18 protein-coding genes are annotated in these 18,750 nt (G+C 48.4%); 14 read left to right on the top strand and 4 right to left on the bottom strand.

Features of this window, described 5'->3' with window-relative positions; genetic code table 11:
• Positions 1-124 precede the first annotated feature (124 nt).
• On the bottom strand, positions 125-1,564 hold the full coding sequence (locus EKN16_RS33530) for a hypothetical protein (protein WP_125661233.1): 1,440 nt from the start codon (positions 1,562-1,564) through the stop codon (positions 125-127).
• Between the two features lie 158 nt (positions 1,565-1,722).
• Between EKN16_RS33530 and EKN16_RS20010 the strand changes: the two genes are divergently transcribed.
• Positions 1,723-2,547: an alpha/beta fold hydrolase gene (locus EKN16_RS20010; protein WP_125661230.1), complete on the top strand. Its 825-nt coding sequence runs from the start codon at positions 1,723-1,725 to the stop codon at positions 2,545-2,547.
• 121 nt (positions 2,548-2,668) lie between these two features.
• The gene (locus EKN16_RS20005; protein ID WP_164522898.1) at positions 2,669-3,223 is read left to right on the top strand and encodes a guanylate kinase; all 555 of its coding nucleotides are present in this window, start codon (positions 2,669-2,671) and stop codon (positions 3,221-3,223) included.
• Between the two features lie 67 nt (positions 3,224-3,290).
• Here the strand turns inward: EKN16_RS20005 and EKN16_RS20000 are convergent, their stop codons facing one another.
• Positions 3,291-3,902 (bottom strand): superoxide dismutase, encoded by a 612-nt coding sequence (locus tag EKN16_RS20000; RefSeq protein ID WP_125661225.1) that lies wholly within the window; start codon positions 3,900-3,902, stop codon positions 3,291-3,293.
• 357 nt (positions 3,903-4,259) lie between these two features.
• On the opposite strand from EKN16_RS20000, the gene rfbC reads away from it, so the two are divergent.
• The 10 genes from rfbC (at position 4,260) to folE (ending at position 12,068) form a co-directional block, all read left to right on the top strand.
• Positions 4,260-4,817: a dTDP-4-dehydrorhamnose 3,5-epimerase gene (rfbC, locus tag EKN16_RS19995; protein WP_125661222.1), complete on the top strand. Its 558-nt coding sequence runs from the start codon at positions 4,260-4,262 to the stop codon at positions 4,815-4,817.
• An 11-nt stretch (positions 4,818-4,828) separates the two neighbouring features.
• Positions 4,829-5,851, top strand: coding sequence for a dTDP-glucose 4,6-dehydratase (gene rfbB, locus EKN16_RS19990; protein ID WP_125661218.1), 1,023 nt, complete (start codon positions 4,829-4,831; stop codon positions 5,849-5,851).
• 11 nt (positions 5,852-5,862) lie between these two features.
• Complete coding sequence (gene rfbD, locus EKN16_RS19985) at positions 5,863-6,702, top strand: dTDP-4-dehydrorhamnose reductase (RefSeq protein ID WP_125666445.1); 840 nt, start codon at positions 5,863-5,865, stop codon at positions 6,700-6,702.
• 310 nt (positions 6,703-7,012) lie between these two features.
• Positions 7,013-7,435: a GNAT family N-acetyltransferase gene (locus EKN16_RS19980; RefSeq protein ID WP_125661214.1), complete on the top strand. Its 423-nt coding sequence runs from the start codon at positions 7,013-7,015 to the stop codon at positions 7,433-7,435.
• Between the two features lie 127 nt (positions 7,436-7,562).
• Positions 7,563-8,114 (top strand): DUF402 domain-containing protein, encoded by a 552-nt coding sequence (locus EKN16_RS19975; protein WP_125661211.1) that lies wholly within the window; start codon positions 7,563-7,565, stop codon positions 8,112-8,114.
• 5 nt (positions 8,115-8,119) lie between these two features.
• Positions 8,120-8,797: a signal peptidase I gene (lepB, locus tag EKN16_RS19970; protein ID WP_125661208.1), complete on the top strand. Its 678-nt coding sequence runs from the start codon at positions 8,120-8,122 to the stop codon at positions 8,795-8,797.
• A gap of 99 nt (positions 8,798-8,896) precedes the next feature.
• Entirely contained in the window at positions 8,897-10,015 is a 1,119-nt protein-coding gene (gene queG, locus EKN16_RS19965; RefSeq protein ID WP_125666444.1) for a tRNA epoxyqueuosine(34) reductase QueG, read from the top strand.
• Positions 10,016-10,088: 73 nt separating this feature from the next.
• Positions 10,089-11,123, top strand: a complete 1,035-nt coding sequence (locus tag EKN16_RS19960) for an HD-GYP domain-containing protein (protein WP_125661205.1) — start codon at positions 10,089-10,091, stop codon at positions 11,121-11,123.
• Between the two features lie 99 nt (positions 11,124-11,222).
• Positions 11,223-11,441 (top strand): YneF family protein, encoded by a 219-nt coding sequence (locus EKN16_RS19955; RefSeq protein WP_125661202.1) that lies wholly within the window; start codon positions 11,223-11,225, stop codon positions 11,439-11,441.
• A gap of 36 nt (positions 11,442-11,477) precedes the next feature.
• Positions 11,478-12,068, top strand: coding sequence for a GTP cyclohydrolase I FolE (gene folE / locus EKN16_RS19950; RefSeq protein WP_125661199.1), 591 nt, complete (start codon positions 11,478-11,480; stop codon positions 12,066-12,068).
• Between the two features lie 123 nt (positions 12,069-12,191).
• On the opposite strand, the gene EKN16_RS19945 is transcribed toward folE, so the two are convergent.
• On the bottom strand, positions 12,192-13,328 hold the full coding sequence (locus EKN16_RS19945; protein WP_125661196.1) for an alpha/beta hydrolase: 1,137 nt from the start codon (positions 13,326-13,328) through the stop codon (positions 12,192-12,194).
• 241 nt (positions 13,329-13,569) lie between these two features.
• Here EKN16_RS19945 and EKN16_RS19940 point away from each other — a divergent pair, with 241 nt between their 5' ends.
• Entirely contained in the window at positions 13,570-14,316 is a 747-nt protein-coding gene (locus EKN16_RS19940; protein WP_125661193.1) for an IclR family transcriptional regulator, read from the top strand.
• Positions 14,317-14,413: 97 nt separating this feature from the next.
• Here EKN16_RS19940 and acnA read toward each other — a convergent pair whose 3' ends face one another.
• Entirely contained in the window at positions 14,414-17,131 is a 2,718-nt protein-coding gene (gene acnA / locus EKN16_RS19935) for an aconitate hydratase AcnA (RefSeq protein ID WP_125661189.1), read from the bottom strand.
• Positions 17,132-17,587: 456 nt separating this feature from the next.
• Between acnA and EKN16_RS19930 the strand changes: the two genes are divergently transcribed.
• A complete protein-coding gene (locus EKN16_RS19930) occupies positions 17,588-18,748 on the top strand; it encodes an amidase domain-containing protein (protein ID WP_125661186.1) in 1,161 nt (386 codons plus the stop codon).
• Positions 18,749-18,750 lie beyond the last annotated feature (2 nt).

Genomic DNA, 18,750 nt, shown 5'->3' with positions numbered 1-18,750 from the left:
AAGTTTTCTCCATACTTTGCTTATATTTCAGTGGGAAGAAACTTGCTTCGCCGTCAAGGACGGCGTTAGCCGGTTCTACTTGGATGCTGCCAGGTCTCATTACATTCTGGATCTGTTATATGATTTACTCTGTTTGCTGCTGAAGAAGATCATAATTATTTACGACTTGCTCTTGGATTAAGTCGTTAGATTCACTCTCATTACGAGGAAGGATGGATCCGAGCCCAGTAATAACGAGGTCAACTGAAATCGTATCTCGGTTATGCACAGGCAGGTAAATGAGGGATTCCGGTATTGCTCGACCATTTATGCGGAGAATCGTATCGACACTGCCTGTGATAACAATGCCATTCACGGCTATTATTTGACCATCTCTACCAAAACGAATGACCCCTGTAGAGACTAATGCCTGATAAATGGACATTCCAGGGTAGTGGCGAACCGTATAGGCTTGCGTAACCCATGGAAAGAAGCGACCTCCATTAATAACAACGGTCACGAAGTTATGAAAAGGTGGGAAAGGTCCTGGTCCAGGAGGAAACGGTCCTGGCCCAGGTGGAAAAGGTCCTGGTCCAGGAGGGAATGGTCCTGGCCCTGGTCCTGGCCCTGGTGGTGGTGGCGGTGGTGGGAACATGCGGCCGCCGCCGAGTCCGCCCATCCCACCGGGGAACATACCGCCGCCGGTCCCGCCTGGTCCACCGGGGAACATACCGCCGCCGAGTCCACCCATCCCACCGGGGAACATGCCGCCACCGGTCCCACCCGGTCCGCCGGGGAACATGCCGCCACCGCCGAGTCCGCCCATCCCACCGGGGAACATACCGCCGCCGGTCCCACCCGGTCCACCGGGGAACATACCGCCACCGGTCCCACCCGGTCCGCCAGGGAACATGCCGCCGCCAGTTCCTCCTGGTCCGCCAGGGAACATACCGCCGCCGGTCCCACCTGGTCCGCCAGGGAACATGCCGCCACCGGTCCCACCCGGTCCGCCGGGGAACATGCCGCCACCGGTCCCACCTGGTCCGCCTGGGAACATGCCGCCGCCGGTCCCACCCGGTCCACCGGGGAACATGCCGCCGGTCCCACCTGGTCCACCGGGGAACATGCCGCCGCCAGTCCCACCTGGTCCGCCTGGGAACATACCGCCACCGGTCCCACCTGGTCCACCGGGGAACATACCGCCGCCGGTCCCACCCGGTCCACCGGGGAACATGCCGCCGCCAGTCCCACCTGGTCCGCCGGGGAACATGCCGCCGCCGGTCCCACCCGGTCCACCGGGGAACATACCGCCGCCGGTCCCACCTGGTCCACCGGGGAACATACCGCCGCCGGTCCCACCTGGTCCACCGGGGAACATGCCGCCACCGGTCCCACCTGGTCCGCCTGGGAACATGCCGCCGCCGGTCCCACCCGGTCCACCGGGGAACATACCGCCGCCCGCTCCGCCAAGTCCACCGAGTCCAGGTATTAATCCTCGGGGGCCGCCGCAGCCACAATCTCTTTTTGAATAAGTATTGGAATTGCTTCCCGGTGCTGGACCGGGGATGTACAAGTTATACGACATTCGCGTTAGTCTCCTTTTCCAATGCGTATAGGTAAATGTCTCGATTCATTTTATGCGGCTATCGCCCATTTCGTGTGCATTTTCGTGAACTTCATTAATATATGACTCTAGAATTGTATAGACATAAATGGACGAAAGCGTGAAAGGTGGATGAGTATATGCATGCCTATATTGAAGTGGAAAGAGGCGTCAGAATCTACGTGGAGGAGATAGGGCAAGGAAAACCCGTTCTCTTCATCCACGGTTGGCCAATTAATCATAAAATGTATGAGTATCAGATAAACGTGCTGCCCCATTATGGCTATCGCTGCATTCGTGTGGATTTGCGTGGCTTTGGGAAGTCGGATGCGCCCTGGCAGGGTTATAATTACAATCGAATGGCTGATGATATCCGGATAGTTGTAGAGGCACTGCGAATTGAAAATGCTACACTTGTCGGGTTCTCCATGGGCGGAGCCATCGCAATACGCTACATAACTAGACATGCCGCCTATCGGATGTCCTTGCTAATTCTCGCATCTGCAGCAGCACCCTCTTTCATCCAACGTCCTGATTTTCCGTATGGGCTGCCTAGAGAAGAGGTTAATGCACTTATAGCTTCGACCTATGTAGATCGTCCTAAGATGGTGGATGACTTCGGTAAGAACTTTTTTGCGAGCTCAATTAGCGAACCGTTCCGGAGTTGGTTTAATGGCTTAGGAGTAGAGGCCTCCTCCATTGGGACGATTAGAGGGTTGGAAGCGCTGCGTGATGAGGACTTGCGTGGGGATCTGCCTTATGTTCAATTGCCTACTACTATTCTCTATGGGATGCTGGATAAAATATGTCCCTATCCATTAGCTGAACTCCTCCATAGAGGGATTCAACATTCCAGAATTGTGCCTTTCGGACATAGTGGACACGGGGTATTCTATGATGAACTGGAAAAGTTTAATGGGGAGTTATTAACGGCATTAAATCGTGTCACAGCTAAACCTTATTAGAGACAGGAAACGGCTCCCTTTTTGTCGAAAGAAGTAATAGACATCCAGAATCAACAATCGGCAGTATCGCATTTGCAATCGAATAGCCTTACACTACTAGGCAATGCGAGGGGGCATCATCATGGCAGCAGAACCAATGATCTTCATATTTACGGGAACGAGTGGTTCGGGAAGAAAAACAATTGCGAAGCAGATCGGATCCGAGCTTGGGCTCTATCATGTGCTTTCATGTACGACACGCGTACCAAGAGCTACAGAAGGTCAAGATCGGGATTATCATTACATCTCACATGACGAATTCGTAGAGCTGGAGCGCAGCGGCCAACTTCTTCAATCCACCACCATTGGCAAAGAGCGATATGGAATCCGGCATCAGGAGTTAGATCGAGCGCTAGCAAACGGCAAGCATGCTTATCTGATTCTCAACAGCGAGGGAGCTTCCCTATTTAAAAATTTGTTTAAAGATAGAGTCATTCGAATCTTCATCTATGTAGATAAACAGACCGTGCGAGAGCGGCTGGAGAGGAAGGGAACACCTTACGATGTAGTAGATCGTTACTTGGATCAATATACAGAAGAGGTTGTTTATCGGAAACAATGTGAGCATACGATTGAGAATGTTGAGTTGATCCGTACCCTAGAACAGATTCGCACAGCTATAAATTCCCATCTATAAAATGAAGCAAACAAACAGGACCTGCGCGAGTGATCGCTGCAGGTCCTGTTTGTTTGTGTGGAAAAACTTATTTTGCTGCGTCGTAACGTTTGCCAACTTCTGACCAGTTCACAACGTTCCAGAACGCTGCGATGTAGTCAGGACGTTTGTTTTGGTAGTTCAGGTAGTAAGCATGCTCCCATACATCCAGACCAAGAAGAGGCGTGTCGCCTTCGAAGATCGGGCTGTCTTGGTTAGGAAGGCTGTACACTTTAAGCTTGCCATCTTTACCAAGCGCAAGCCAAGCCCAGCCGCTGCCGAAGCGAGTTGTAGCTGCTTTAGCAAAATCAGCTTTGAATTGGTCGAAACCGCCCAATTCATTAGCAATTGCATCAGCCAATGCGCCTGTTGGTGCGCCGCCAGCATTTGGAGCGATTGTTTCCCAGAATAGGGAGTGGTTAGCATGGCCGCCGCCGTTGTTGCGGACAGCTGTGCGGATTGCTTCAGGAACGCTGCTTAGATCAGCAAGCAGATCCTCAATGGATTTGCCTTGAAGCTCAGGAGCGGACTCCAGTGCAGCATTCAAGTTTGTTACATAAGCGTTATGATGACGGTCGTGGTGAATCATCATCGTTGTTTCGTCGATATGCGGCTCTAATGCGTTGTTAGCATAAGGCAATGCAGGCAATTGGTGGGCCATAATTCAAAAAACCTCCTAAGTATATGTACTAAATTTTATGGAAGAAACCTGTTCTACCAGCAAGCCGGGACAGAACCGAGCTGCGAGATGTTCACGACAACGGTTCGGGAATATCGAACGATTATTGTTTCTTCTTATACCCATTATCTAACTTCTTAACCTATAAAGCAACATAATTGTTTGTAAAGTCACCTTCCTTTAATAATCACCTCTAACGAAATTAGCATGGTCCATTCCGCCCTTTCCCATTCTAATTTTATAGATTCGGTGCCAAGAAAAACCGCATTAACCTAAAAGCAGCGAAGGACTGGTTGGAATATAAATATAATAACGATATGTAGAGTAGGTGGAATGGTTATGAGAATTATAGATTCAAAGTTAGCTGGCGTAAAGCTGATAGAACCGACAGTTTTTCACGATCAGCGGGGTTTTTTTTTCGAGAGCTACAATGAAATTCTATATAAGGGGGGAGGAATTCAGTCTGACTTTATCCAAGATAATCATTCCTTATCTGTTGAATCCGGGGTGCTGCGCGGCCTCCATTACCAGCTTTATCCCAAGGCGCAAACGAAGCTTGTTCGTGTAAGTTCGGGGGCTGTCTACGATGTGGTTGTTGATATACGCAGGGGATCGCCTACCTTTGGCCAGTGGCAGGGCTTTATTCTTAGTGCAGCTAATAAACGTCAGCTTCTTGTTCCAAAAGGCTTCGCGCACGGGTTCTGTACACTTGTTCCGAGCTGCGAGGTGCAATACAAAGTAGATGCATTATATTCAAAGGAGCATGATCGGGGAATTGCATGGAATGATCCCACACTTGCTATCGATTGGCCAGCGGCAGAGGTTATCGTGTCCGATAAAGATGCGAGCCATCCACTTCTTGCCGAGGCGGAAATAAACATGGTATACGAAGGGTGAGTGATAATGCGATGAAGTTATTAATCACCGGAGGAGCCGGGTTTATTGGCAGTCATTTTATTCGCTATATGGCGAGCAGATACCCCGATTATTTGCTTATAAATATAGACGCCCTCACCTATGCCGGGAATCTTCACAATTTGATTGAGGTCGAGCAGCTGCCCCGCTATCAATTCGTCAAAGCAGATATAGCAGCACGTGAACAAATAGAGCCTTTGTTCGCCAAAGGCATCGACGCAGTTGTCAACTTTGCAGCGGAATCCCATGTGGATCGAAGTATTGTACAGCCTGATCTATTTGTTCGTACGAATATCATGGGGACGCAGGTTTTATTAGATCTATCCAAGCAATACGGGGTTGCCAAGTTCGTACAAATATCAACAGACGAGGTTTACGGAACGCTTGGTGATACGGGGTTATTCACGGAGACAACGCCTCTTGCCCCGAATAGTCCGTATTCTGCAAGCAAAGCGGGTGCGGATCTCATGGTTCGCGCTTACCATGAAACTTTTGGACTGAATAGTAACATTACACGCTGTTCGAATAACTATGGGCCTTATCAATTTCCGGAGAAGCTAATCCCGCTTATGATTCACAATGCACTGGAAGGTAAGCCATTACCTGTATATGGGGATGGATTAAATGTTCGTGACTGGCTTTATGTGGAGGATCATTGCCAAGCCATCGATTTGGTTCTTCACCATGGACAGCCAGGCGAGGTTTACAATGTAGGAGGCAGCAATGAGCGCAGCAATCTTGAAGTGGTCACTGCCATTCTTGCCGAGCTTGGAAAGCCTGAATCACTGATTACGTATGTAACCGACCGTCTAGGTCATGATCGCCGTTATGGAATCGATGCTGGAAAAATTCGCGCCAAGCTCGGTTGGCAGCCTCAATATGACTATGAGAAGGGCTTGAAGAAAACGATTCAATGGTACTTAAGTCAAGCGGGATGGATGGAGCAAATTATGTCTGGCGCCTACCGACACTATAATAGGCTTAAATACGACAAAATGGAGGAAGAGCATTCATGACAGCCGCCCTATTGAAGGTGTTCATTACTGGGGCTAACGGTCAATTGGGTGCAGAGCTTGCGAACCTGTCGATTAACGGATTAGACATTAAAGGCTTGGGGAGAGATGGCTTGGACATTACAAGCCTAGAGCAATGTCGACATGTGATTAGCGAGTATAGGCCGGATGTCATCATACACTGTGCCGCCTACACGGCTGTCGACAAGGCTGAATCCGAGCCTGAAGAGGCCTTTCGTATTAATAGTGAGGGCACCTATAATATCGCAGCATCTGCAAAGGAATGTGGAGCCAAGCTTTGTTACTTGAGTACGGATTACGTATTTGATGGGCAAGGAAAGCTTCCGTATGAAGAAAATGATTCAACTAATCCGCAATCCGTCTATGGAAAATCGAAGCTAGCTGGTGAATTAGCAGTAGCTTCCCTGCTTAGTCGTTATTTCATCGTTCGAACCTCATGGGTTTTTGGTAAGTATGGCCATAATTTTGTTCACACCATGCTGAAGCTAGCCAATGATCAACAATCGTTGAAGGTGGTCAGTGATCAGATTGGATCCCCTACGTATTCGCTGGATCTTGCACATTTTTTGCTCCAATTAGTCCAGACAGAGAACTATGGTATTTATCATGCTTCTAATACAGGCAGCTGCTCTTGGTATGATTTTGCCCAAGCAATCTTCAAGCAAAGGGCATTGTCGATCAAGGTAGAGCCTTGTTTGACTGAAGAGTTTCCGCGGCCGGCTCCCAGACCTAGCTACTCTGTGTTGAATCATGGAGCGATACATCGACATGGAATGAGCGATTTGCGTCCTTGGAAGGAAGCATTATTTCATTATTTATATGAACGCGCTTAATACATCCCTGAAGCTTTGGTCCTATAGGCCGGAGCTTTTTTACTGTCGAAAAAAGAAGGAAAAGAAAGAAAAGGAAGGCGATAAATGTTGAAAACGTTTACTATAAAGCGCTTTCAACAGGATTTCCGATATTTCATGATATTTTTAAGGTTTTTTAAAGATTTTAGAAGGAATTCGCACAAATTTGTCGTATTATTAACTTTACCTAAATTTTTTATGAGTAATTATATTCTTTTCTTGTTGGTCGATTGTCACGGCGTTTCTTCGTTAATAGGTGTTTTCTCATACTGCACATAGAGGGGTTTGAGTTATGGACGTTCGTTCTTTCCAATTATCCGATTACCGGCCTGTTACTGAGCTGTTAGAAACTGTTTTGTCGGAAGAGTGCTACGAGCTTACGATGGAGGCCTTTGCCCGTCAGCTGTCATGGGACAGTGAATTGGTGCTTGTGGCATCCCGAGGCGATGAAATTGCCGGTATTATTATCGGTACGATCGATGACAACAAGGGCTACTACTACCGTATAGCTGTGCATCCGGACTATCGGCGTCAAGGAATGGGGAAATTGCTTATTGGGTCGCTGCGTCAGCGATTCGAGCAGCGGAATGTAACGAAGATTTTAATTACGGCGGACGAGCATAATGAACCGATTCTTTCACTTTATGAATCGCTTGGCTATGCGGCAACGGACTTTTTCCGCTCGTTCCAGAAGCTTAGTATTGTAGCAGGTTAATGCTGCAACGATCACACCTTACTATTTTTATAGAATAAAGAGATGAGCATATCTTGAACGTCATTGATTTTGGCGGTCAGATATGCTTTTCTTATAAGTAAGAACTGCTATGGGAGCGCAGAGTAATATGGAAATGTACCTTCCTTCTATTATTAAAAGCTTCAAACATGATGGTCACCTGCACCGCATGTGGCTGGAGAATTGGTTAGTGCCTGACAAACTGCTGCATCCTGATCATGCAGCGGAGTCGATGCATGTCTTCATTAACAGACAGACTCCGATTCAAGAGGCCGATGGCAAGCAGTGGATTAGCCGTGTGCCTGCTGTTTCTTTCTTTATTCCTGGCCAATGGTTTAATGTGGTTGGCCTGCTTGAAGAGGCAGGAGTACGCTATTATTGCAATATCGCTTCCCCCCCCTTTTTTCAGAACGAAGTACTTACGTATATTGATTATGATCTTGATATTATTATTTCGCATCGCGGCGTATCGCAGGTCGTTGATCAAGAGGAATATGAGCTCCATAAGACGCTTTATCATTACTCGGCGGAAGTGAACCAAAAGGTGATAGAGGGCCTGCATGCATTAGAAGCTCGTATTGATCAAGGTCAAGCGCCCTTTAATCATGAGGCGATTATTGCCTATTACGAGATGTGGAACAAACATACAGGCGAGGTGTAGCAGACATGAATGGTTATTCAGATTCCTCTAGCGATGCCGAAACGACTTCCGTCGGACCTCGTAAACGCTCACATGCACAGCCGCTTGCTAAACCAGTGAATAAGGAAAAGTCTAGCAAGAAGGGGAAGCAAGGGAAACCGCAGGGCAAGAAGCCTGTTTGGACAACGGAACTATGGGAGTGGTCAAGGACGCTTATTATCGCGGTTATAGTTGTGCTGCTGCTTCATTTTTTCGTATTCAATTTATCTACGGTAAAAGGTCAATCCATGCAGCCAACGCTTTATGAGAAGGAATGGCTCTTCGTTAATAAATATACCTACATGTTCGGGGGATCTCCGCAAATAAGCGATGTCATTATTCTGAAGGATCCTTCTAATGGAGAAGATAAGAAAGAGTACTTAGTGAAACGAGTGGTGGGTATTCCTGGCGATACGATTGAGATTCGTCAAGGACAGCTCTATCGCAACGGGGAATTGGTGGTTGAGCCCTACACGGATACAGAAATAGCAGATTTCGATTATGGACCTATTAAGCTGAAGACGGATACTTATTTCGTCATGGGAGATAATCGTCATGCCCGTGCAAGCAAGGACAGCCGCTCATTCGGACCTGTTCCGCTGGATATGATTCGAGGGCGTGCGGATTTCATATTATGGCCGATTATTAAGTTGAAGGCTTTATAGCTGCTGATTTGTTTTGGTTGCGTGTTGAAGTAGATGATGATGAGCTGAGGAGGGCGCCGAGTGGACATTCAAACAACATGGGACAAGCTGAAGACGGATATGAAAGCTGCGGCGGCCGAGCTTGGCATTGATAAAATCGGCATTGCCTCCGTAGAGCCGTTCACTGAATTAAAGCAGAGGCTGCTAAGACATCGGGAGCTAGGCTATGAGTCCGGCTTCGAGGAGCCTGATCTGAATAAGCGCACGGAACCTGCGCTGCTATTCGATAACCCGCAGTCTATTATCGCCATAGCAATTGCGTATCCTTCTAAGCTGCAGGATCCTCCGAAGTCCGAGCCTGGGGCAAGGCGCGGTATTCTCGCACGTTCAGCCTGGGGTGAGGATTACCATACCGTGCTTCGAGACCGCTTAGCGCGTCTTGAAGCTTGGCTGATTGAGCGGGTGCCTTCCTGCCGTGTGTTAAGCATGGTGGACACTGGTGCGCTCTCCGACCGTGCTGTAGCGCAGCGAGCAGGTATCGGGTGGAGCGGCAGTAACTGTGCAATTATTACACCAGAGTGGGGTTCATGGGTCTATTTGGGGGAAATGATTACGAATTTACCACTCCCACCCGACAAGCCCGTAACCGAAAGCTGCGGCGAATGCACCGCTTGTATCGATGCCTGTCCGACCGACGCGCTTGTTGCTCCGGGCCAGCTGAATTCACAGCGGTGCATTTCTTTTGTCACCCAGACCAAAGGTGTTGTGACGGATGAGTTAATGCGTAAAATCGGCAATCGGCTGTATGGCTGTGACACCTGTCAAGTCGTCTGCCCTGAGAATAAGGGGAAGAACTGGACGCATCAGCCGGAGCTCCAGCCGGATAACGAGAAGGCCAAGCCGCTCCTTGTACCTTTACTTACGATAGGGAATCGGGCATTCAAAGACATCTATGGTTCAACATCTTCTGCTTGGAGAGGACGTAAGCCGATCCAGCGTAACGCGATTATTGCGCTTGGCAACTTTAAGGATGCAAGCGCGATTCCCGCTCTGACGGGTGTGCTTCGAGAGGATCCGCGTTTTGAGCTGCGAGCGACAGCGGCTTGGTCGCTTGGCCGCATCGGAGGCGACACCGCCCTAGCGGCGCTAGAGCAAGCATTAGCGAGCGAGCGGGATGCTGTTGTACAAGAAGCGCTGCATACGGCGTTGTCGAGCCTGAACGCGGCTGAATCGCGATAGGAGAGCCTAGGAGACCTGTTTACCTTGAAGAAAAAAACAGCATGATCCATCAGAAGAAGAGAGGTGAGTGCTCGTGAGGTATGTGGATATGGAAGCGGTTGAGCCCGGTCATCTTCTGGGGAAAACGATCTACGCATTGAATGGAACGGTTCTATTGTCATCAGGCATTCAGCTAACCGTGTATATGATAAGCACGCTGAAACGAATTGGAGTCACCAGTTTATATATCAAAGATGCTGAGTTCGATGATGTTGAACCGGAAGAGATTTTATCGGATGAAACCAAACGAAGTATTATCCGCAATATGTCTGAGACGACGGATGCCATACGTTCGGGGAAGGATTTCAACTCTCGTGCGATAAGTGTGTCGATTGATGATTTGCTGGAGGACGTCATCCGGAATAAAGAGGTGCTCATCCAGCTCAATGATATCCGAACACGGGATAATGCGGGCTTCATCCATGCCATGAATGTCTGTATAATTGCTACGCTGCTTGGTATCAATTCCAATCTGAATCAAATCCAACTCAAAGAGCTTGCGATCGGCTCGCTCCTGCATGATGTTGGTAAACCGCTCATGGAACAGCAAGAAGGCGAGAGTGAGCCTGACCGGCATACATGGCGAGGCTTCGAAATTCTAAAGGCTAAGCGTGAATTCAGCTTGCTGATCGCTCATGTCGCTCTGCAGCACCATGAGCATGTGGATGGTACAGGTGAGCCTAGACAGCTCGTCGGCGATCAGATTCATTTGTACTCTCGTATTGTCGCTGTCGCGAATACGTATGATAATTTGCTGCAGCAGGAGACTGGAGGCAGGCGAATGCTGCCGCATGAGGCATGCGAGCGGATGCTGTCTATGTCCGGCAAAGAGCTCGATCGTGAGATTCTTGTGCAGTTTATGCGCGTGGTCTCGATTTATCCCAATGGCGTCTCCGTAAAGTTATCGACTAGGGAGCATGGTGTTGTTGTAGGTCAGCACAGAGGCTTGCCTGGCCGTCCTATCGTGCGCCTGCTAGAAAGAGAACGTGACGGTGAAGAGTCCATTGAGAGCCGTGAGGTGGATTTAGCAAAGGAAAACACCGTGTTTATTGAACAAGTATTGGGCTAAAGGTACCAAAGGCTATCGTTTGCGAATCAGGCTCCCTACATGCTATGATAGGGTGCAATATGTGCTTGTATAATAAGGATAAGGTATGGTGATAGAATAATGTGGACGGTCATTATCTCGATTGTGACGCTCATAGTGGGTGCTGTGGGCGGATTTTTTGCAGGTGTATACTATTTGCGCAAACAGCTTGAAAAAATGCAGAACGACCCAGAAATGCTGAAAAAGATGGCGAAGCAAATGGGCTACAATATGAACAACCAGCAAATGCAAAAAGCGCAGCAAATGATGAGAAACCAAAAACCAGGCGGTCGCCGATAATAGCTGCTTGCGGGATAGGAAAGGGGGACGAATAGAATGGCGGGAAAAAAAGATTACGTGAATTCTATCGTTTCAGATAATCGGGAACAGATTGAATATCATATTAAGCAGATTCTAAGCTTAATTGGGGAAGATGTTGACCGTGAAGGGCTGCAAGAAACGCCAGCACGCGTCACACGGATGTATGAAGAGATATTCGCGGGCTACGATGTTGACCCCCGAGATGTACTTGGCGTTACCTTTGATGAGCAGCATGAAGAGCTTGTCATTGTTAAGGATATTGTATACTACAGCCAATGCGAGCATCATATGGCGCCTTTCTTCGGCAAAGTTCATATTGGATATATTCCGAGTGGCAAAATTGCTGGTCTAAGCAAGTTTGCACGACTCGTTGAAGCAATATCAAGACGTTTGCAGGTACAGGAACGGATTACTTCGCAGATTGCTAATATTTTGGAAGAAGTGCTGCAGCCGCATGGTGTAATGGTAGTTGTTGAGGGTGAACATCTCTGCATGTGTGCACGCGGTGTGAAGAAGCCGGGAAGTCAGACGGTCACCTCTGCTGTACGCGGTGAATTCCGCAAGAGTGCAGCGCTCCGTTCGGAATTTCTCTCCTTAATCAAATAGCAGCCTAGTAGGAGAAAGACTCTCCTTGACGATTCGCATTTCGCGGAGTCAAGGAGAGTCTTTTTTTGTTGCCTTGCTGCATGATGCATAAGAAAGTGCTTGTTATCCGCATAATAGGCTAATCTATGTGGTGGAAGTTGTTTTACGAGCGGCATCCACTTGGCTTAAAAATAAAGCAGCGCGTTGAATGTATTCCTTCGATCGCGTTTGGAACAGCATCTCGTGTTTTCCACCCTTGACGATCCATTCTCTTGAGAGCAAATTGGATTGTAGGGAAGCGATCTTCTCAGCCGTTGCAAGGGGAGCCTTTACGTCATCCGTTCCATGCATGATATACATCGGGATGTTGTAAGCTGTCGAAATGACTTGTTCAGTAGGGATTTTGTTGAAGTCCGTTCCTGTAAAGAAATGCAGCATCCCTTCAATTAGCGGCATGGACGGATAACGAGGCAGGTCCAAATATTGACGAACATTGCCATATAGAGATTCAGGACTTGTTAGGAATAAACTGTCCAGCAGCAAAGCGTCAATTCGGTCTGTGCTGTCGGTTTGCAGAGCGGCCTGCAGGGCCGTTCCAGCTCCCATTGAGAAGCCCCAGACGACGACCTGATCTGCTCCTTGTGAGCGTGCATACTGAACAGCTGCAAGCAGCTGCTTCGATTCTTCAATACCGCCGGTTGCTGGCGAGCGATCCGTTGAAGAGGCATAACCGTAATCGAACATGAAGACATTATAGTGTAGACGGTGCAGCAGATTAGCTAGATCATACATCGGCACCCAGGTCTCTTCGCGGTTCGCACCATAACCATGGCTGAATACGATGGTGCGGTTGGATGGAGCCGCAGCTGCCGCTAAAGTGGTGGGGCTTGCGCTGCCAGAAGTTTTGAATGCTGCAGTCGCTAGTGTTCTTGGAAGCTCGGAAGAGCCGGCTGTCGCAGGAATATACCAGCCGTGAACATTGGTATGGCCGCTCTTGCTTGGGAATGAGACATCTGTATAATCGAGATTCTTGGCGATCTTAGGATTAGAGGTTAGCGGCGCAACATAAGGATGGGCAATAATCCAAGCTACATAACCGTGAAAAGCAAGAACGGCGAATAGAATCATGGCTATAAAAGCGGATAAAATTGCAACAGCGATATGTTTGCGTCGAGAGTTAATCGTAGCTCTGTCCGCCGATTGTGAAGCAGGACTGGGGGATGGCAATACACCGGGTGCGAAACCGCCGGCAGGAAGTAAGGGTGTAATAACTGTACTCATGATGAAGTCCCCCTTCTGGCAATTGTTGAAAGCGCTTTATGTAGTTCTATACTCCTATCGTATGGTTCAAACGAAGGCCTGTCAACGATTGTCGACGACTTGTTAACGTCTTGTAATATGACTGTAAAATAAGTCAGGCTTGTTAAGGTTAGCTTTACCTCTATGCACTTATTAAGCTATACTAGGTGTAACTAAGTTTCATTGGATGAAACTTTATGGATGCTTTTAGGAGGTAGCTGCTATGTCTGAGGATGGAAAGTCGACCGTTCGCGCCGTTGAACGGGCACTTGATATATTGCTTTGCTTCACGAGTCGTAATGAATGGGCGATGACCGAGATTGCTGACAATGTTGGGCTTCATAAAAGCACGGTTCATCGCATGCTAGCAACGCTCGAAGATCGAGGCTTCGTAGCGCGAGACTCGGCTTCCGATCGTTATAGACTTGGGCTGCGCATATGGGAACTGTCGGCCAATATGTCCGGAGCCGATGATCCGGCTGTCATTAGCTTGCCGGAGATGGAGCTGCTTGGCGAGACATTAGGCGAGACGATTAGCCTCTATCTGCGCGATGGGAATGAACGTATTCGTATTCAAGCGGTGCAGAGCGCACAGGCCGTTCGGCGGGTAGCGCCGGTAGGAGCAAGAATGCCCCTTTATGTCGGGGCATCGAGTAAAGTGCTTATCGCATTCGAGGAGATCGCCAAACAAGAGGAGCTCCTCGCAGATGGCTCTTGGCCGGATTCCTTTGATAAGGAGCTATATCGTGAGCAGCTGGAGGAAATTCGCAAGCTTGGCTATGCGACGAGTATTGAGGAGCGGGAGCAGGGCGCCGCTGCAGTGTCTGCGCCGATCTTTACGAGAGCAGGCAAGCTAGTCGCAGCCTTGTCGGTCTCTGGTCCTGCCAGCCGTCTGACGCTGCAGAAGATGCGCGAGCAAGCGCCAGCTATCATTGAAGCAGCGAGCCGGCTCGGGGCTATGCTGAAGTAGGCAAGCAGACTGATAATGATTTAGAAAATCAGATATACAAAAAGGGACAGTGCCTCTCCGTGTGGAGGGTACTGTCCCTTTAAGCATTTATTACTAATTAAGCGTTGTTAGCAGCAATCATTTGGCGAAGTACAGCTTGCAAGATACCGCCGTTGCGGTAGTAGTCTACATCAACCATTGAGTCCAAACGAGCGGTCGCTGGGAATTCGAAAGTTGAACCGTCTTCGCGTGTAGCGATAACTTGAACCGTCTGACCTGCTTGGATATCGTTATTCAGACCGATAATATCGAATTTCTCGCGGCCTGTAATGTTCAACGCTTTCCAGCCATTTCCTTCTTGGAATTGAAGCGGAAGAACGCCCATACCTACCAAGTTGGAACGGTGAATACGTTCGAAGCTCTCAGCGATTACAGCTTTTACACCTAGCAGGAATGTACCTTTTGCTGCCCAGTCACGGGAGCTGCCTGTGCCGTATTCTTTACCTGCAAGAACGACAAGGTTAGTACCTTTTTCCTGATAGAGCATCGATGCATCGTAGATCGACATAACTTCTTCAGTTGGCAGGTAAGTCGTAACGCCGCCTTCTGTGCCTGGTGCCACTTGGTTACGAATCCGGATGTTCGCGAAAGTACCGCGCATCATAACTTCATGGTTACCACGGCGTGAGCCGTAGGAGTTGAAGTCTACTTTGTTAACACCATGTTTGATTAGGTATTCGCCAGCAGGGCTGTTGGTGGTAATGTTACCGGCTGGTGAGATGTGATCTGTAGTAACAGAATCGCCAAGCAAAGCAAGCACGCTTGATCCTTTAATGTCGGCAATATCACCCACATCTGGTCCAAGGCCTTCGAAGAACGGCGGGTTCTGAATATAAGTTGATTTGGCATCCCACTCGTAGATTTCACCCTCAGGGACATCAATCGCGTTCCAACGCTCATTTTGTGTGAAGACGTTAGCGTATTTATCACGGAACATCTCTGGGCTCATTGCAATGGCAATGGCATCAGCGATTTCTTTGGAAGTTGGCCAAATGTCTTTCAAGTACACAGGTTGATTAGCCTGATCATAACCGATTGGATCGGAAGAAAGGTCGATATTAACGGTTCCTGCCAGCGCATAAGCGACAACTAGCGGCGGTGAAGCCAGGTAGTTCGCTTTAACCTGAGCATGAACACGGCCTTCAAAGTTCCGGTTACCGGATAGAACAGCAGCGACCGTCATGTCGTTATCAGCAACGGCTTGGCTGACTTCGTCTGGCAATGGACCGGAGTTACCGATACAAGTCGCGCAGCCGTAACCAGCAACGTGGAAGCCTAGAGCTTCAAGGGATTCCATAAGTCCTGCTTTTTTCAAATATTCGGTAACGACGAGTGAACCAGGTGTTAACGAGCTCTTCACGTAAGCTGGTTTCTTCAAGCCGCGTTCTACAGCTTTCTTAGCTACAAGCGCTGCACCGAGCATTACGCTAGGGTTGGATGTATTCGTACAGCTTGTGATAGCTGCGATAACAACGGCACCCGTTCCCATTTTGCTAACGGAACCGTCCTTATGCTTCACTTCAACCATTTCTTCGATTTTGTTATCGGTCAGGCCATAGCCGCCTTTATCAATCGGAGTACGGATGATGCTGTTGAAGGATTCTTTCATTGCTGTTAACTCAACGCGGTCCTGTGGACGCTTAGGTCCAGCAAGGGAAGGCACGATTGTCGACAAGTCTAGCTCAACAATGCCTGTGAAAGCTGGCTCTGGCGTGTCATCATAACGGAACATGCCTTGTGCTTTGTAATAAGCCTCAACCAGTGCGATTTGTTCTTCTGTACGACCTGTGTTGCGCAAGAAGTTCAACGTTTCATCATCAACCGGGAAGAAACCAACAGTAGCACCATACTCAGGAGCCATGTTCGCAACCGTTGCACGGTCTGCAAGGCTGATGTTGGAAAGACCAGGTCCGAAGAACTCAACGAATTTACCAACAACACCTTTTTTACGAAGGATCTGCGTAACGGTCAAAGCAAGGTCAGTTGCAGTTGCGCCTTCAGAAAGGCTGCCTGTTAGGCGGAAGCCAATAACCTCAGGTGTAACGAAGTAAAGTGGTTGTCCAAGCATACCAGCTTCTGCTTCAATACCGCCAACGCCCCAGCCAACAACGCCAAGACCATTGATCATTGTAGTATGGGAGTCCGTTCCAACAAGGGAATCTGGGTAAACGACAGTTTCGCCGTCTGTTGTTTTTGTTGCGGCAACGGATGCCAAGTACTCAAGGTTAACTTGGTGAACGATACCTGTTCCTGGTGGTACAGCACGGAAGTTATCAAATGCTGTTTGTGCCCAGCGAAGGAAACGGTAGCGCTCTTCATTACGTTTAAATTCAATGCTCGTATTATATTCAAGCGCTTCAGGAGTTCCGAAGGCATCAACCATAACGGAGTGGTCAATGACAAGATCAACCGGTACGAGCGGATTGATTTGTTTAGGATCGCCGCCTGATTTCTTAACGGTGTCGCGCATCGCTGCCAAATCGACAACAACCGGAACACCTGTAAAATCTTGAAGCACGATACGTGCTGGAATGAATGGGATTTCTTTGTCTTCGCGGCCATCGGCCCATGTTGCTAGTTGTTTAACGTGCTCCTTTGTGATGGCACGTCCGTCGAATTGACGAACAGCAGCTTCGAGGAGAACCTTAATGGAGAAAGGCAGTTTGGAGATGTTGCCTAGTCCTTGCTCTTCTAGTCCGGCTAGTCGGTAGTACGCGAAGGGCTTACCGCTGACTTCAAGTGTTTCGCGGACGGAATAATCGTTTTGCTTAGTCATTACAAATGACGCCTCCTTATGGCTCTTTGTCTGATAACGAATCTGAAAAATCACAATTTATGTTTCATTGTGTGAAACACAATTTCAAAAACAATCATAACCTTAGTATAGCGTTTTTTGCTCAGATAAGAAAGTCCAAATATCATCAACAAGCTGCTTATTTTTTGGTATTTGACTGTTTTTAACCTGCAAAAATTGATAATGAAAATCGTTCTCACACCATGCCCTGCTTGGGATTCGTGAAATCAGGTCGTATGTCTCCCTCTTACCACCGCCTAGTCGCTTTCTGACTGCTTTCTGCCGGCTGAAGCATCCGAATCAAACATGATTGACAGCCCATAATATTGCTTTAAGAAGTTGTTTCCAGCAGATTTACATGAATTCACAAGGCTGCTCATATACTGAAACTACTTTGCAAGCACGGAGCATTAGAACTGATTGCAGGGAGGAATCGTCATGCCGAGAAACGGAACAAAGCTGGGTTCAGGGACAAGGTCAAGATCAGGAAATAAAGCCAATCGTATCTCACCTCGGATCTCGAATAATGGCAGCGAGGTCGGGCAGAACGCTAAGGAGCCTGAACTTACTGGATGGAAAGCTGCTGTTCACGCGTATGTGAAGCTTTATAATCAATCCGAAATTGACCGTTACGCGCAAGCATTTGAGGAGCTTGTTTCAGATCGGGATCACCTCTCCCGGTTTAGTCAGCGCCTCTCCAGACTCCGTGAACAGGAATTGCTTCGCGGTGCTTTAGCAACGCGAAGTGAAACGAGTGCTGAGCTGATACGCATAATCGAGTCTGGTTCGCTAACTGAGGTCATTGTTCTTATTGAGCTTCGTACGAAGCGCATAATCGAGCAGCAAGGCCGTAATTATACAGAGGAGCGCTTTGATCGGGAACGGCTCTGGTTGGCTGCCGATGGCAGGGGTTATCGCATATCCCGCATCGAGCCTATTGTTTCTGAGAGACGGCCAAGGTACAGTATATCGGATTCCTTTGCCCCCTCGCTTCCAGGTTACGAATATGATCAGACCGAAATAGGTAAACCGCAATCCATACCTTATATAAATTATGATGTTTTGCCTCATTTCAAACATCAAAGAGCTGGAATTCATTACAGGCGTGATTTAGTAGCTGCTTATGCCGATCGCTGGTGGAATGAAGCGAACCCCGCCTATGAGAATTTCGAGGTGAATTGTACGAACTATGTGTCCCAGTGCCTCTTTGCAGGCAGCGCACCGATGAATTATACTGGTAAAAGGAATTTGGGCTGGTGGTATCGAGGACGAAGCGGTGGACGTGAGGATTGGAGCTACAGCTGGGCTGTGTCTAATGCCCTGCAGAATTATCTATCAGCTCCCCGCCATGAAGCGCTCAGAGCAACGATTGTCAGCTCCGCTGATCAATTAGCCTTAGGTGATGTCATTACCTATGATTGGAGCGGGGACAATCGCTTTCAGCACAGCACGGTTGTAACTGCCTTTGATGCCTTCGGCATGCCGCTTGTAAACGCCAATACCGTGCCAAGTCGCCATCGTTACTGGGATTATCGGGATTCTTATGCGTGGACAAAGCAAACCAAATACCGTTTTTTTCATATTCATGATGAGTTTTAATG

The sequence above is a fragment of the Paenibacillus baekrokdamisoli genome, from assembly GCF_003945345.1.
GTDB classification, from domain to species: domain Bacteria; phylum Bacillota; class Bacilli; order Paenibacillales; family Paenibacillaceae; genus Paenibacillus_Z; species Paenibacillus_Z baekrokdamisoli.
Note: the sequence above shows the minus strand (reverse complement) of the source record. Positions and strands in the feature narration are given on the sequence as shown.